The 15,999-nt window shown below is 62.8% G+C and carries 12 protein-coding genes and 1 tRNA gene; 3 read left to right on the top strand and 10 right to left on the bottom strand.

Annotated elements, in window-relative coordinates; genetic code table 11:
* Positions 1 to 54: 54 nt before the first annotated feature.
* The 9 genes from prmC to argS all read right to left on the bottom strand — a co-directional run bounded on the left by prmC (position 55) and on the right by argS (position 11,523).
* Positions 55 to 939, bottom strand: a complete 885-nt coding sequence (prmC, locus tag H2510_RS20060) for a peptide chain release factor N(5)-glutamine methyltransferase (protein ID WP_186630050.1) — start codon at positions 937 to 939, stop codon at positions 55 to 57.
* 79 nt (positions 940 to 1,018) lie between these two features.
* Complete coding sequence (gene prfA / locus H2510_RS20055; RefSeq protein ID WP_186630049.1) at positions 1,019 to 2,098, bottom strand: peptide chain release factor 1; 1,080 nt, start codon at positions 2,096 to 2,098, stop codon at positions 1,019 to 1,021.
* Between the two features lie 109 nt (positions 2,099 to 2,207).
* Positions 2,208 to 2,447: a 50S ribosomal protein L31 gene (gene rpmE, locus H2510_RS20050; protein ID WP_186630048.1), complete on the bottom strand. Its 240-nt coding sequence runs from the start codon at positions 2,445 to 2,447 to the stop codon at positions 2,208 to 2,210.
* A 174-nt stretch (positions 2,448 to 2,621) separates the two neighbouring features.
* The gene (gene rho / locus H2510_RS20045; protein ID WP_397517396.1) at positions 2,622 to 4,829 is read right to left on the bottom strand and encodes a transcription termination factor Rho; all 2,208 of its coding nucleotides are present in this window, start codon (positions 4,827 to 4,829) and stop codon (positions 2,622 to 2,624) included.
* A 308-nt stretch (positions 4,830 to 5,137) separates the two neighbouring features.
* Positions 5,138 to 6,070: a homoserine kinase gene (gene thrB / locus H2510_RS20040; protein WP_186630046.1), complete on the bottom strand. Its 933-nt coding sequence runs from the start codon at positions 6,068 to 6,070 to the stop codon at positions 5,138 to 5,140.
* A 17-nt stretch (positions 6,071 to 6,087) separates the two neighbouring features.
* Complete coding sequence (thrC, locus tag H2510_RS20035) at positions 6,088 to 7,155, bottom strand: threonine synthase (protein ID WP_084346439.1); 1,068 nt, start codon at positions 7,153 to 7,155, stop codon at positions 6,088 to 6,090.
* On the bottom strand, positions 7,152 to 8,456 hold the full coding sequence (locus H2510_RS20030; protein WP_186630045.1) for a homoserine dehydrogenase: 1,305 nt from the start codon (positions 8,454 to 8,456) through the stop codon (positions 7,152 to 7,154). Before H2510_RS20030 ends, thrC begins: the two co-directional genes overlap by 4 nt.
* Positions 8,453 to 9,874 (bottom strand): diaminopimelate decarboxylase, encoded by a 1,422-nt coding sequence (gene lysA / locus H2510_RS20025; protein ID WP_186630044.1) that lies wholly within the window; start codon positions 9,872 to 9,874, stop codon positions 8,453 to 8,455. The genes H2510_RS20030 and lysA overlap by 4 nt, the downstream gene beginning before the upstream one ends.
* Positions 9,871 to 11,523 carry an arginine--tRNA ligase gene (gene argS / locus H2510_RS20020; RefSeq protein WP_186630043.1) on the bottom strand — a complete coding sequence of 551 codons (1,653 nt, stop codon included), beginning with the start codon at positions 11,521 to 11,523 and terminating at the stop codon, positions 9,871 to 9,873. The genes lysA and argS overlap by 4 nt, the downstream gene beginning before the upstream one ends.
* Before the next feature lie 222 nt (positions 11,524 to 11,745).
* On the opposite strand from argS, the gene H2510_RS20015 reads away from it, so the two are divergent.
* Both H2510_RS20015 and H2510_RS20010 read left to right on the top strand, forming a co-directional pair.
* The gene (locus tag H2510_RS20015) at positions 11,746 to 12,663 is read left to right on the top strand and encodes a DUF3105 domain-containing protein (RefSeq protein WP_186630042.1); all 918 of its coding nucleotides are present in this window, start codon (positions 11,746 to 11,748) and stop codon (positions 12,661 to 12,663) included.
* Complete coding sequence (locus tag H2510_RS20010) at positions 12,660 to 13,355, top strand: DUF305 domain-containing protein (protein WP_186630041.1); 696 nt, start codon at positions 12,660 to 12,662, stop codon at positions 13,353 to 13,355. The genes H2510_RS20015 and H2510_RS20010 overlap by 4 nt, the downstream gene beginning before the upstream one ends.
* A gap of 19 nt (positions 13,356 to 13,374) precedes the next feature.
* Here H2510_RS20010 and H2510_RS20005 read toward each other — a convergent pair whose 3' ends face one another.
* Positions 13,375 to 15,789, bottom strand: coding sequence for a phosphoketolase family protein (locus H2510_RS20005; protein ID WP_186630040.1), 2,415 nt, complete (start codon positions 15,787 to 15,789; stop codon positions 13,375 to 13,377).
* Between the two features lie 119 nt (positions 15,790 to 15,908).
* Between H2510_RS20005 and H2510_RS20000 the strand changes: the two genes are divergently transcribed.
* Positions 15,909 to 15,981, top strand: a tRNA-Arg gene (locus H2510_RS20000).
* Positions 15,982 to 15,999 lie beyond the last annotated feature (18 nt).

Below are 15,999 nucleotides of genomic sequence, written 5' to 3'. Positions count from 1 at the left end.
TGCGTTCCGGCCACAGATTCCTGAGCCTCACCCTGCGCGCCTCACACGTGAAGTTCAGGACTCCGGAGTGACAGCTCGAGATGCGACGACGAACCGTGGACGGCCGGTCAGGTCGGGGTGCGGAGCAACGTCGGTGAATACTCGCCTACGCTCGAACAATTCTGCGACGCGTTCTCCGTGCGAGTCGTCGTGCTCGACACCGACTCCCCCGCCGACCCGAAGCCATCGAGCGATGTTGTCGATCATCGGTCCGATCACCGACAGTCCGTCCACACCACCGAACAGTGCAATGTGGGGGTCGTAATCGGCTACCTCGGGTTCGAGAACGGCATCCTCGGGGATGTACGGAGGGTTGGCGACGATGACATCTACTCGCCCGTCCAGCTCTGCCAGTAGTGACCGATCGGTGACGTCACCGTGGTGAAGGGTGATGGGGGTGTCCCCGAGCCCTGCGCGGAGATCGGCATTGCGTCTCGCCCAGGCAAGTGCCGAAGGGTCGAGTTCGACGGCGTGGACCTGAGCGTCGGGTCTCGCGTTCGCCAAGGCGAGTGCGAGTGCTCCCGACCCGGTGCACAGGTCGAGGACTACGGGAGGGCGATGATCGACCCCTTCGAGGAAGGCGAGCGCCCACCCGAGCAGCAACTCGGTCTCCGGACGCGGAACGAAAACACCAGGACCGACCTCGACGTCAATATTGCCCAGAGCTGTTGTGCCGGTGATGTATTGAAGAGGAATGCGCTTTGCCCGTTGAGCGATCGTCTTCTGATAGGCCTCGATGACCTCCGGCTCCACGAGCGGCACGAGGCCCAGCCGACCACGCTCGACACCGATGAGATGCGATGCCAGCAATTCGGCATCGACGCGGGGACTGGGAACTCCAGCAGCCTCGAGCGTCGACGTCGCTTCGAGAATTGCCAGGCGTAGTGGTTTACGGGTCACCGGTACAGCGTGCCATGATGCCGTGGGGTGAAGGAAAACGCGCGGTCAGAGCACAAGGCGACGAGGAAAACAGCTGAAATTACTCGGCCTGCATCCGTGCATCACGGTCGGCCTTGCCGAGCGCATCGAGCAACGCGTCGAGTTCACCGTCGAGCACGGCATCCAAGTTGTGTGCCTTGAACCCGATGCGGTGATCGGTGATCCGGTTCTCTGGAAAGTTGTACGTGCGAATCCGCTCCGAACGGTCGACGGTACGGACCTGGCTCGCTCGCCCGGCCGCTGCCTCTTCGTCGGCAGCCTCCTCTGCAGCGGCTTGCATTCGCGCTGCGAGAACCTGCATGGCACGGGCCTTGTTCTGCAACTGCGAACGCTCGTTCTGGCACGTCACCACGATTCCCGTGGGAAGGTGCGTGATTCGCACAGCGGAGTCGGTGGTGTTGACGCCCTGACCGCCCTTGCCCGAGGAACGATAGACATCGATGCGGAGATCGGTCTCGTCGATCTGGACTGCCTCGACCTCGTCGGGCTCCGGATAGACCAGAATTCCCGCCGCGGAGGTGTGCACTCGACCCTGAGATTCAGTGACGGGCACACGCTGCACGCGATGCACCCCACCTTCGAACTTCAGTCGCGCCCACACGCCGTCGAGCGAACCGGACTTGGCCTTGATCGACAATGTGGCGTCCTTGTATCCGCCCAGATCCGAGACGTTCGCGTCCAGTATCTCGACGCGCCATCCCCGGCGTTCGGCGTACCGTAGATACATGCGCGCAAGATCGGCGGCGAACAGCGCCGATTCCTCGCCGCCCTCCCCTGACTTGACCTCCATGACGATGTCGTCGCCATCGTGTGGATCACGCGGGGCCAGAAGGTCTGCAAGTGTGTGTTCCAAGCGAACTACCGTCGCTTCGAGGTCCGGAATCTCCGCGGCGAACGAAGCATCGTCGGCCGCAAGTTCGCGGGCAGCTTCGAGATCGTCCTGAGCGGTCGTGAGCTTGCCGTACACCGACATGATGGGTGCCAGTTCGGCGAAACGTTTGCCTGCTCGACGCGCCGCCGAGGGATCGTTGTGCAGCGCGGGATCGGCCAGCTGCTGCTCGAGGCCCGAATGCTCGGCGAGAATATCGTCGATTGCCGAAGGCTTTGTCGTCCTCGCCATGATATTTCTCCGTCTTCAATAGATCCACAGTCGCTGCACAACACGGTCACCACATGAAAAAGCCGACGCCCGCCCTGCATACTTCGCAGGACGGGCGTCGGCGGAACAGCTATGCGTCGGCGTCGGCTTCTGTCTTCTTGCCGGCGCGCTTTCCGTAACGAGCCTCGAAACGTGCAACGCGACCACCGGTGTCGAGAATCTTCTGCTTGCCCGTGTAGAACGGGTGGCACTGCGAGCAGACCTCGACGTTGATGCGCTCTTTGTCGGTGGTGCTATGGGTTTCGAAAGTATTGCCGCAACCGCACACAACAGTGGTGAGCGTGTAGTTGGGGTGGATTCCTGCCTTCATGGTGTCCCTTTCAATGGTCGCCGGGTCGCCCTCGCCAATCGAGAACGTGAACCGGAACCGGACTCAGCCGATCAGTATGCCAGACGAAATGCCTGACCCGATCACCGGATCTTTCGCCCGATGTTTCGATACCGACAGGTGCAATAACACTCGCACCTGTCGGCTTGTTCCCTGCTAGTTGTCGTCGATTCCGCCGGGAGCGGTCTTGGACACCTGCATCAGGAATTCGAGGTTGCTCTTACTCTTCTTCAGACGATCGACAAGCAGGTCGATTGCCTGATGCGAGTCCAGGCCGGACAGCACACGCCGCAGCTTGTGCAGCACTGCTGCCTCGTCAGGATTGAGCAGCAACTCGTCCTTACGCGTGCCGGACGGGTTGACGTCGACCGCGGGGAACACCCGTCGCTCGGCGATCTTGCGATCGAGCTTGAGCTCCGCGTTGCCGGTGCCCTTGAACTCCTCGAAGATGACGGTGTCACCGGTGGAACCGGTTTCGACCATGGCCGTGGCGATGATCGTCAGCGATCCACCGTTCTCGATGTTTCGAGCAGCACCGAGAAAACGCTTGGGTGGATACAGCGCCGTCGAATCGACGCCGCCGGAGAGGATTCGGCCCGAGGCAGGCGAACTGTTGTTGTAGGCGCGGCCGAGTCGAGTGATCGAGTCGAGGAGGACGACTACGTCCTGGCCTGCCTCTACCAATCGCTTCGCACGCTCGATCGCAAGTTCCGCCACCGCGGTGTGATCGCCCGGTGGACGGTCGAAGGTCGAGGCAATGACCTCGCCTTTCACCGAACGCTGCATATCGGTGACTTCCTCGGGACGCTCGTCCACCAGGACGACCATCAGGTAGCACTCGGGATTGTTGACCGAGATCGCGTTGGCGATCGCCTGCAGAACGCTGGTCTTACCGGCCTTCGGCGGACTCACGATCAGCGCACGCTGACCCTTACCGATCGGCATCACCAAGTCGATGATTCGAGTGGTGAGAATGTTCGGCGTCGTTTCCAGGCGCAGACGCTGGTTGGGGTACAACGGAGTCAGCTTGCCGAACTCGGGGCGCTTGCGTGCCGCCTCGACGTCGCCACCGTTGACCGTATCCAGACGAACCAACGGATTGAACTTCTGCCGCTGACCGGACTGCTCGCCTTCGCGTGCAACCCGAACCGCGCCTGTCACGGCGTCACCACGACGGAGACCGTTCTTACGGACGAGGTTCATCGAGACGTAGACGTCGTTGGGCCCTGCAAGATACCCGGAGGTACGAACGAACGCGTAGTTGTCGAGGACGTCGAGGATGCCGGCTACGGGTTGCAGGACATCGTCTTCACGAATCTCGGGCTCACGCTCGCGGCTTTCGCCACCCTCGCCACGATCGCGTCCACGACGACGTTCGCGGAACCGACGGCCTCTACGCCCTCTGCCGTCGCCCTCGTCGTCCTGGTTGTTGTTGTCCCGACTGTCGCGAGGACCGTTGTTGCCACCGTTGTTGCTATTACGGTCTTCGCCACGACCGTCGCTTTGGTTGCGACTTCGGTTGCGGTTGTTCTCGTTCCGGTTGTTCTCGTTGCGACTACCCTCACCACGGTTGTTGTCGGTGCGGGTGTTGCCGTCTTCGTCCGATGCGTCGCCGCGATTGCCGCGGCTACGGTCGTTGCCGTCACCACGCGAGTCATTGCCACGCGAGTCATTGCCACGCGAGTCATTGCCACGGTCACCGCGCGAGTCGTTGCCGCGCTCGGAACGGGTCCGTCGTGGTCGCTCGTTGGACGAGGACTCCGACTGATCCGAGCTGTTCGGAGTTGCGTTCACCGAGGACTGCTCGGTGTTGGCCTCGCGTGATTCAGCGGCGCCAGGCTGAGTAGCGGCGTTGGACTGAGTAGCGGCGTTGGACTGCGGTGTGCCGTCGGCCGGCGTAGCGGAATCGTCGAGCGGCAACTGGTCGGGCGCACCTGCGCGGCGACCTGCAGCTCTACGGCCTCGGGTACGGCGTGGGGCGTCGGTGGTGTCTTCGGCAGGAGCCTGTGCGGCCGACTGCGCAGCAGTCCGGTCAGGTGCAGTCTCTGCACGCGCAGGGCTATCGACGACGGGCGCCGAGCTCACACCGACGGTGGCTGTACCGGGGCTCGACAGTGCCTTGTCTGCATCGGGCTCAGCAGCGCCGGACTTGGATGCGCCAGACTTGGAGCCGTCCGACTTTTGCGCACCGCTACCTGACTGACGCGCGGAAATGGCGGCGATCAGGTCGCCTTTGCGCATGCCGGAGACACTCTTGATTCCGAGTTCGCCAGCAAGGCTGCGTAGCTCGGTGAGCACCATTCCGGACAGGCCAGCTCCGCGGCGCGTCTTGTCAGGGGCGGAGATCAGTTCCGTATCGGTCACGGAGGTCCTTTCCTTCCCTCGCTCGCAGTGTGCGCAGCAGAGGGTTCGTTCCGGAGCACGAAGGTCGTATCGAACCCGGATATTTCCGTTCATGATCGACGCGATTCGGACAGACGACCGACCCGAGACCGCATGCAAACTACGGGAGGGGCCGAGCCAGGTACATCACGAAACTCGGACGTTGATTCCCCCGAATACTGTGACTTGATTGCCCTGGTGATAACCGGCGTCTGAAGCGCACGATGTACGGACTTTCCTCAGGATAGCCTCCGAGAGCGCAGTCGGCAACATCCGGTTACCAGCGAGTTTCAAGAAATGCAGACACCGTCTGCTACAGCGAGCTCGAGGACCCTTACACCTTCACCCTCGGCCAGTCCTCTGAGGTCCTCGGGAAAGGGCACGGTGCACAGCGCAAGCACCGTCGGTCCAGCACCGGACAGCACCGCCGCGATACCCCTCGAGCGCAGCGCCGCTATCCACTTCGCAGACTCCGGTAGTGCGACCGACCGTTGCCCCTGATGCAGCAGATCCTCGGTAGCGGGCATCAGAAGATCCGGACGTTGGGTGAGCGCGACGACGGTCAGTGCTCCGCGGCTGACATTGAAGGCAGCGTCGCGGTGCGGAACCAGTTCGGGCAAGAGCCCGCGAGTGTGCGAAGTCGAGGACCGTTCGGCGGGAACCAACGCGACGACGTGGATGTCCGGATGAACCGCCAACCGGACGGCCGAATATTTTCGTTGAGTGATGCTCGCGCTCGCCGGCTCGCTCCACGACACCACCGCACCGCCGAGGATGCTGGCAGATGCATTGTCAGGATGGCCCTCGAACTCCGACGCCAGCTGCACGAGCTGATCGAGGCTCAAAGTCAGGGCAGGATCGAGCTTGGCAGCGAGCCCGTTGGCCGCGGCCAAACCCCCGACGACGGCCGACGCCGAAGATCCCAATCCTCGCGAGTGCGGGATCACGTTGGTGCACACCACATCCAGACCGTCTGCCCACACCCCGGCGGCTTCGAGTCCCCGCTCGATCGCTCGCACCACCAAATGGGTAGGACCCCAAGGCACGTCGTCCGCGCCTTCACCTTGAACGCGAATGCTCAGCCCGGACGCCGTCGTCGTCACCGAGATCTCGTCGTAGAGTCCCAGCGCGATTCCCAGGGTGTCGAAGCCGGGTCCGAGGTTCGCGCTGGACGCGGGAACCCGGGCCGTCACCGTCAAACCCTGCGGGAGTGTTGTCGTCATGGGCTGAGTCTTCGCCACTACGCCAGCTCGAGGGCCGACGCGACAGCTACCGGATCGACCGGAATCGGCTCGACCACAGGCATTCCAGCCAGAGCCGTGTCGGGATCCTTCAGTCCGTTGCCGGTGACCGTGCAGACGACGGTCAGGCCGCTGTCGAGCCAACCTTCCTTACGCGCCGCAATCAGGCCCGCGATGCTCGCCGCGGACGCAGGCTCGACGAAGATGCCTTCGGTCTTGGCCACGAGACGGTAAGCCTCGAGGATTTCCTCGTCGGTAGCGGCACGGAATGCACCGCCCGACTCCTCTTTGGCCGAGACTGCACCGTTCCACGACGCCGGGGACCCGATACGAATGGCAGTGGCGATCGTTTCGGGCTCGGCAACGGGCGCTCCGTGTACAAGCGGTGCCGCACCTGCGGCCTGCACTCCGAGCATCCGCGGCTTGACCGTGGTGAGGCCGTCCCGGAAATACTCCGAGTAGCCGCGCCAATACGCAGTGATGTTGCCTGCGTTGCCTACCGGCAGCACATGGACGTCGGGAGCATTTCCCATTGCGTCACAGATCTCGAATGCCGCTGTCTTCTGGCCTTCGATGCGAACAGGGTTCACCGAGTTGACGAGTCCGATCGTCGGAAACTCTGCGGTGGTCTTGCGCGCGAGTTCCAGGCAATCGTCGAAGTTGCCCTGCACCTGAATGATCTTCGCGCCGTGCATGACTGCCTGGGCAAGTTTGCCCATGGCGATCTTCCCCTGGGGGACGAGGACCGCGCAGCCCATGCCGGCCTTTGCTGCGTAGGCCGCAGCGGACGCCGAGGTGTTGCCGGTCGAGGCGCACAGAACAGCTTCTTGCCCGCGCGCAAGCGCGTCGGTGACGGCCATCGTCATACCGCGGTCCTTGAACGACCCGGTCGGGTTCAAGCCCTCGACCTTCAGATGGACCTCGCAACCGGTGAGCTCGGACAGTCGCTCTGCATGGATGAGCGGAGTTGCGCCCTCGAGCAGCGTCACGGTCTTCCAGTCGGGACCGATCGCGAGGCGAGAACGGTACGCCTCGATCAGGCCTGGCCAGGGGGTGTGGACGCTCATACGGTGGTGCCTTCCAATCGGAGAACGCTTGAAACGGAGGTGACGACGTCCATCTTTTCCAACGCCGACACGGTCTTGGACAACGCGGAATCCGACGCCAAATGAGTGACGACGACCAGGCAGGCGCCGTCGCCCGAACCCTGTTGACGCACGGTCGAGATGCTCACATCGTGGTTGGCGAATTCTGCAGCGACGGTGGCCAGCACACCTGGGCGGTCGGCCACCTGCATGTTGACGTAGTACCTGGTGGTTATGTCGCCCATGGGAGCAATCTTCAGCTTTGCGTACTTGGATTCCAGCGGGCCACGGCCACCGTAGAACTTGTTTCGGGCAGCCATGACGAGGTCACCGAGAACGGCAGACGCGGTCGGAGCGCCGCCGGCACCTTGCCCGTAGAACATGAGACGTCCGGCAGCCTCGGCCTCGACGACGATGGCATTGAACGCGCCGTTCACTGTGGCCAGCGGGTGGTCCAGCGGAACCAATGCCGGATACACACGCGCCGAGATTCGGTCCTGGCCATTGGGTGTGGTGATGCGCTCGCAGAGAGCGAGCAGCTTGATGGTGCAGTCGAGCGAGCGCGCCATCTCCAGGTCGGCCGAGGTGATCTTGCTGATGCCTTCACGGTAGACGTCGCCTGCCGTCACGCGAGTATGGAATGCGATCGACGCAAGGATGGCTGCCTTCGATGCCGCGTCGTAGCCTTCGACGTCGGCGGTGGGATCCGCCTCGGCGTAGCCCAACCGCCCTGCCTCGGCCAATGTCTCGGCGTAGTCCGCACCTGTCTCGTCCATCGCGGACAGGATGAAGTTGGTGGTGCCGTTGACGATTCCGGCCACTTTGTTGACACGGTCGCCTGCGAGGGACTGCATGAGCGGACGGACGACGGGAATGGCACCGGCGACCGCAGCCTCGAAGTACAGGTCGGCGCGCGACTTCTCGGCTGCGTCTGCCAACTCTCCGGTGTATTCCGCCAGCAGCGCCTTGTTGGCGGTCACCACCGACTTGCCCTTCTCCAGCGCGGCGAGGATCAGCTTGCGCGGTACCTCGATCCCACCGAGGACCTCGACCACGATGTCGACGTCGTCACGATCCACCAGCGCGGAAGGGTCATCGGTGAGCAAAGCCGGGTCGACCCCGCGATCTCCGTCGATTCGACGTACGGCGATACCCCGGATCTCCAGGGGAACACCGACTCTCGCTTCGAAATCCGAGGCGTTCTCGGTCAGTATGCGTACTACTTCGCTGCCGACGTTCCCGAGTCCGAGCACCGCGATGCCTATGGTCTTCTTCGATGTCATGGTTGCACCTCCAAGCTGAGCAGATCTTGCAATGTCTCCCGGCGCAGAACGAGGCGGGACTTTCCGTCTTTCACTGCCACCACGGCAGGTCGAGTAAGCAGGTTGTAGCGGCTCGACATCGAGTAGCAGTAAGCACCCGTCGCAGCTACCGCCAGCAGATCACCCGGACCGACATCACTCGGCATCCAAGTATTCTTGATCACCACATCGCCACTCTCGCAATGCTTTCCGACGATACGCGCCAGAACCCCCTCGGCCTCACTGTCTCGCGAGGCAAGCCGACAGTCGTACTCCGCCTGATACAGCGAGGTACGGATGTTGTCACTCATTCCACCGTCGACGCTGATGTAGCGCCTGCGCGTCGTGGCATCGACGGTGACGTCCTTGATGGTTCCGACCTCGTACAGAGTTACAGTGCCAGGACCTGCAATGGCGCGACCGGGTTCGACATCGACCTTCGGAACAGGCAGACCGACCCGAGCGGATTCGGTCGCGACAATCGACTTCAGCTTGGCTGCGAGCTGATCGATCGGTGGCGGGTCATCGCTCGGTACATATGAAATACCCATGCCGCCACCGAGGTCGATCGTCGAAATCTGGGCGGTCTTGTCCACGCCGAATTCGGAGACCACCTCTGCCAGCATGCCGATCAGCTTGTGTGCAGCCAGTTCGAATCCGTCGACCTCGAAGATTTGCGACCCGATATGGCTGTGTAGTCCCACGAGCCGGAGGTTGCCTGCCGCGAACACTCGGCGGACAGCTTCGAGGGCCGAACCGTCCGCTAGCGAGAAGCCGAACTTCTGATCCTCGTGGGCAGTTGCGATGAATTCATGCGTATGCGCCTCGACTCCGACAGTCACGCGGACGAGGACATCTTGAACGACGCCGAACTCACCGGCGATCGCGTCGAGCCGATCGATCTCGATCATCGAATCGAGGACCACATGCTCGACACCGGCGGTGACGCCGGCAGTCAGTTCTGCGACGGACTTGTTGTTGCCGTGCATGGCAATTCGGTCGGCCGGGAACCCCGCGGCAAGGGCGACACTCAGCTCGCCGCCGGAACACACGTCGAGCGAGAGCCCTTCGTCGGCGACCCAGCGCGCAATTTCCCCGCACAAGAACGCTTTGGACGCGTAGTGAACGCGTGCGGGATCACCGAACGCGACAGCCATTTCCTTTGCACGCGAACGGAAGTCGTCTTCATCGATGACGAACAACGGGGTTCCGTACTCGGCTGCCAACTCCGTGACCGGCACTCCGGCCAGGGAGACAACGCCGTCGTCGGCGCGTTCGGCGTTGCGCGGATAGACATGCGCGGGAAGCCTCGTCATGTCCGATGCAGTTGCGGGCTTTTCGGTCACGGTGTCCCCGATCAGGGTTGCGGCATGCTTCGGTCCGGCGGGATGTGCGCTCACATTCGCTCCGGTGCACTGACCCCGAGCAGAGCAAGCCCATTGGCCAGCACCTGCCTGGTTGCACTACCCAACGCCAAACGTGCGGTATTCACTGGGCCTGGCTCCTCGTCTCCTTGTGGAAGTACACGACATGCTCCATAGAAACGGTGGTAAGCACCAGCCAATTCTTCCAGGTAGCGGGCGATGCGGTGTGGTTCACGCAAGTCTGCGGCACTGGCGACGACTCTCGGGTACTCGCCGATGGTCCTGATCAACTCGCCTTCCTGCTCGTGCGTGAGCAGGCTCAGATCCGGGTTTTCAGCGGTGACTCCCAATTCGACGGCGCCGCGAGCGAGCGATGCGAGCCGGGCGTGCGCGTACTGCACGTAATAGACCGGGTTCTCGCTGCTCTCACTGGCCCACAGTTCCAAGTCGATATCGATGCTCGAGTCGACGGAAGACCGGACCAGGGCGTATCGAGCCGCGTCGACGCCGATGGCATCGACGAGATCGTCCAACGTGATGACCGTGCCCGCGCGCTTGCTCATCTTCACGGCGACACCGTCACGCACCAGGTTGACCATTTGACCGATCAGCACCTCGACCGTGTTCGGATCGTCACCGAAGGCAGCCGCAGCGGCCTTGAGTCGACCGATGTACCCGTGGTGATCGGCGCCGAGCATGTAGATGCACAGATCGAACCCACGGCGGCGCTTGTCCTGGAAGTACGCGATGTCGCCGGCGATGTACGCGGCGTTGCCGTCACTCTTGATGACGACGCGATCTTTGTCGTCGCCGTAGTCGGTGCTCTTGAGCCACCATGCTCCATCGGCCTCGTACAGGCTGCCGGAATTCTTCAGGTACTCCACGCTCCGCTCGACGGCGCCGGATTCGAAAAGCGAGTTCTCGTGGAAGTAGACGTCGAAGTCGACACCGAACTCGTGCAGGTTCTTCTTGATCTGATCGAACATCAGCTCGACGCCGATGGACCGAAATGTCTCGGCCGCGTCGTCCGGGGACAGGGCGAGTGCTTGTGGGTTCTTGGCCAGTACCGCTGCTGCGATCTCACCGATATAGGCACCCGCGTACCCGTCTTCGGGTGCCGGTTCGCCCTTTGCTGCCGCGATGAGCGAGCGGCTGAAACGATCGATCTGCGCGCCGTGGTCGTTGAAGTAGTACTCACGCACCACTTCGGCTCCCTGTGCCGAAAGAATCCGGCCGAGGGCGTCACCGACGGCGGCCCACCGGGTACCACCGAGGTGGATCGGACCTGTCGGGTTGGCGGAGACGAATTCGAGGTTGACCTTGATGTTGTCGAGCAAGGTGCCGTTACCGTAGGCGGCGCCCTCGGCGAGGGCCTGCGCAACGATCGCGCCCTGGGCATCGGCGGCAAGCCGGATATTGAGGAACCCGGGCCCGGCGACCTCGGCGCTGGCGATAGCGGACTCGGCGGCAAGTGCTTCCGCGAGCCATCCGGCGAAGTCACGCGGATTCGCGCCCGCCTTCTTGGCAACCTGGAGAGCAACATTGGTGGCGTAATCGCCGTGCTCAGGGTTCCGCGGACGCTCGACCGTCAGCGTCGGGGGCAACACGGACACGTCGAGGCCGCGTTGGGCAAGCACCTTCGCGGCGGTCGCGCGTAGCAGTTCGGCAAGGTCGGCGGGAGTCACAGGTAACCATCTTATGGTCTGGAGCACGGCTGGTTCGCAGCCAGTACCTACACCAGACCTACTCGAGACCACCGTCACCGCTGCAGCTCCCTCGAAGGGTCCGCTCGGAGCGGAGAACGTACAGTAGTGGCGCTCTGCGATAACGGTCGCCATCTTGTCGTGGAGCCTGCCAGCTTTGTGTGCTCCGGCACACGCCCCACAACGGAAAGAGCGACGACAGCGATGCCCACGGGTGAAGAGAGCGGCGGTCAGGGCAAGAAGTCGGCCGCCAAAGCCAACAAGGCCATCAAAGGCGCAAAAAAGAAGAACAGGGGCATACCAGCCGTCAAAGGTGGATTGGCCAAGAGTGGACCGCAGGTTCCCTGGCTGACCATCGGTGCCGTGGTCGTCGTCGTCGGCCTGGTCGCGATCCTGGCCGTCAACCTCTTCCCCAAGTATCAGGACCAGGCCGAGGCGCAGAAGTTCGCGCCGAGCGAAAGCAACCAGGACCCCTCGTCGTCGATCGCCGATGTAGTGAAGATGGACTACCCCGCTGCGCTGCACGTCTCTCCCGAGCAACGCGTCGCGTACGACCAGTTGCCGCCGTTCGGTGGTCCGCACGATGCGGTGTGGGCTACCTGCACCGGCGTCGTCTATCCGGAAGCCATCCGCACAGAAAACGCAGTGCACGGCCTCGAGCACGGCGCCGTCTGGGTCACATACAACCCCGATGAACTGAGCGAGGACGAAATTTCTCAGCTGGCCGACAAGGTCGACGGCGAGTCGTACATGATGATGTCGCCGTACCCAGGGATGGATACGCCGGTCTCTTTGCAGTCGTGGGGCCACCAGCTCAAGTTGGACAGTGTCGACGACGAGCGGATCGGCCAGTTCATCGCAGCGCTGCGTCTGAACCGCTACGCGTACCCGGAGGTCGGCGCGAGCTGCGCGACCATTCCAGGTTCGTTCGATCCTGACAATCCACCGCCGTTCGATCCGTCGGCGCCCGGTGCTGAGGCTGTGCCGATGGATGGTGCAGGGATCACTCCGGACGCGAGTGAGATGTCGGGTGCGGGCACCGCGGGTCTACCGGCCGGTCTGCAACTTCCGAGCGATCTGCAGTTGCCCCCTGAACTGCAGCAGCAGGCTCCGACACCATGACGTCGGTAGAGGAGCGGCCCCGGGCCGTACGGAGCCAGAAGACGGCATTGCTGATTCTCGGCATCGTCGCCGCGATTGCGGTCGGTTTCGCACTCGGCTTCCTCGCGCGCACTACGTTTCTCGGCGGGGACGACTCGGTTCCTGCCGCCGACTCGGTCGATGTCGGTTTCGCGCAGGACATGTCGGTGCATCACAACCAGGCGATAGACATGTCCGCTGTCGCGTTGACCAACGCCGAGGATCAGCGCGTGAAGACTTTGGCGTTCGACATGCTGACTTCCCAGCAGAACCAGGTCGGTCAGATGCAAGGCTGGCTCGCGGTCTGGGACCGCTCCCCCGTGGGCCCGGACGGCTACATGGGCTGGATGTCCGGTGACGAGCACGGCCATTCGATGGCATCGATGAAGCCTGCTGAAACCGGCTCGATGGCAGCCATGCCGGGCATGGCAACGAACGACGAGCTGGCCGCGTTGCGGAAGGCGACCGGCCCAGCCGTCGACGTGATGTTCCTGCAGTTGATGCTGCGACATCATCAGGGTGGGCTCGCGATGATGGAATACGCCGCGGATCACGCGGAGACGCCTGCGCTGGTTCGGCTCGCACAGTCGATGATCTCGACGCAGGAGGGTGAAGCCACGCTCATGAAGCAGATGCTCGCCGAGCGTGGCGCCGAACCACTCCCTTTCAACTAAGTCGAACCTTCGGCTCGCGTCAGCGTGCGGAATACGTCCAGTCGGTCACCTCGGGCATATCCTCGAGGTGCTCGACGATGTAGCTCGCATGCCGAACCAATTGCGCATTGCAGAATTTCACGAGCTCACTGCCGTTTTCTGGTACTCGACGCGATCGCCGTAACGCCTCGAGTACGAGGTGATACCGACTCATCTTATTGAGAACCACCATGTCGAACGGCGTTGTAGTGGTGCCCTGTTCGTTGAACCCACGGACGTGGAAGCGACCCGCGCCGGTGCGGCCGTGCAGTAGCTCGTGGACTGCGCGTGGGTAACCATGGAATGCGAATACGACGTCGGTGTCGGCGGTGAACAGACCCACGAACTTGTCCTCCGGGAAGCCGTGCGGATGCTCGTCCGGAGTCATCAACGCCATCAGATCGACGACGTTGACCATCCGAACCCGCAGATACGGAACCCATTCACGCAAGATCTCCGCCGCCGCAAGTACCTCCTGCGTGGGAACATCCCCCGCCGCGGCGAGGACGACGTCGGGCTCGTTCGGGGCGCCGTCGGAGTCGGTTTCGGTTCCCGCCCACTCCCAGATCGACGCTCCCGCCGCGCAATGTGCGTTGGCCTGCTCGAGGGTCAGATACTGCAGATGGGGCTGTTTGTCGACGACGATCAAATTGACATGATCACGACTGCGCAGGCAGTGATCGGAAATCGACAGCAACGTGTTCGAGTCCGGCGGCAGCCAAATTCGAACGACCGCAGGTGAGAGCGGGATGACGGCATCGATCATTCCTGGGCCCTGGTGCGAGAACCCGTTGTGATCATTTCGCCAACACGTACTGGTCAACAGAACGTTCAGTGACGCGACGGGTTCACGCCACGGCAGGTCGGCTGCATGTTGTAGCCATTTCACGTGCTGGATCATCATCGACACGCTTACCATCGCGAACGCCTCGTAGCTGGCGAAGATGCCGTGCCCGCCTGCGAGAACGTATGCCTCCAACCAGCCCTCGCAGAGGTGCTCACTGAGCACCTCCATGACGCGACCATCCGCCGAAAGATGGTCGTCCCACTCCTCGGTCGGCAGCTGCCAGCATCGATCGGTCTCCTCGAACACCGCAGCCAGCCGATTGCTCGACGTCTCGTCCGGGCAGAACAGTCGGAAGTTGCCACCACCGTCGGGGCGTTTGTTGTCGGCGTAGATGTCGCGCATGAGTTCACCGAGGACCCGGGTCGTCTCGTGAAAACCTGCTCCGGGTGATTCGATCGCGATTTCGTACTTCTCGAGCGGCGGAATCCGCAGAGGCTGAAGGAGTCTGCCACCGTTGGCGTACGGCGTCGATCCCATTCTCTTGTCCCCCGACGGTGCCAATGCAGCGAGTTCGGGAACGAGAGCGCCGTCGGCGTCGAACAGGGCCTCCGGCTCGTACGAGCGCATCCAGGATTCGAGCTGCGCCAGATGTGCGGGGTTGCTCCGCACTCCTGACAGCGGCACCTGGTGGGCCCGGAAGGTCCCCTCTACCAGGACCCCGTCGACGGTGTGCGGCCCTGTCCACCCCTTCGGGGTGCGCACGATGATGGCCGGCCATCGCACCTGGGCGGGGGCACCGCCTGATCGTGCTGCATCTTGAATGGCGCGAATTTTGCTGTGCGAGTTTCGTATTGCCTCTTCGAGGGCTGGAAAAACGAGGCGGGGATCATCACCGGAAACGACGACCGGGTCCCAACCCTGACCGTGCAGGAAGTCGACGATGTCCGCGTCTTTGGTGCGTCCGAATACCGTGGGCCCTGCAATTTTTGCTCCGTTGAGATTCAGAATCGGCAGCACGGCACCGTCGCGGCGCGGGTTGAGAAACGCCGGCAACTTCCACGAGCCTGCAAGAGGGCCGGTCTCGGCCTCACCGTCGCCGATCACACACGCCACCGTCAGATCCGGCCGGTCGAACGCTGCACCACCGGCATGTACGAGCGCATACCCGAGCTCGCCGCCCTCGTGGATACTGCCCGGCGTCTGCACACTCACATGACTGGGAATGCCACCGGGCGAGGAGAACTGACGGCACAGACGGTGCACACCCTCGGTGTCCCGCGAGATATGCGGATAGATCTCCGAGTACGTCCCCTCGAGATAGGTCGACGCGACGAGTGCCGGCCCGCCGTGGCCGGGGCCCGTCACGTACAGCCAATCCGCGCCGGTGTCCTTGATGTTTCGGTTGAGCAAGGTGTAGATCATCGACAGGCACGGGCTGGTCCCCCAGTGCCCCAGCAAACGCGGCTTGATGTGCGCCGCGGTGAGAGGCTCACGCAGCAACGTGTTGTCCTTCAGGTAGATCTGGGCCACGGTCAGGTAGTTGGCAGCTGCCCACCACCTCAGATCGAGGTCCAGATCTTCGCTCGAATAGTCATGATCGCTCACGTGGGTCCTTTCGTCTACGTGCATGCCACAGACTGTCCTCCTTCTAGGTCAACACGAGGGTGATTTCAGGTGACGGATGGGATGCGCTAGTCTTGGACCCGCCCACAGGCACGCCGGATTTTCAGTACACACATGTCCGGCGCGCCCCCGTAGCTCAGGGGATAGAGCGTTCGCCTCCGGAGCGAAAGGTCGCAGGTTCGAATCCTGCCGGGGGCACACCTGCGTCACACGCTT

This window comes from Rhodococcus sp. BP22 (assembly GCF_014281965.1).
In the GTDB taxonomy this organism is placed as follows: Bacteria; Actinomycetota; Actinomycetes; order Mycobacteriales; family Mycobacteriaceae; genus Rhodococcoides.
Note: the sequence above shows the minus strand (reverse complement) of the source record. Positions and strands in the feature narration are given on the sequence as shown.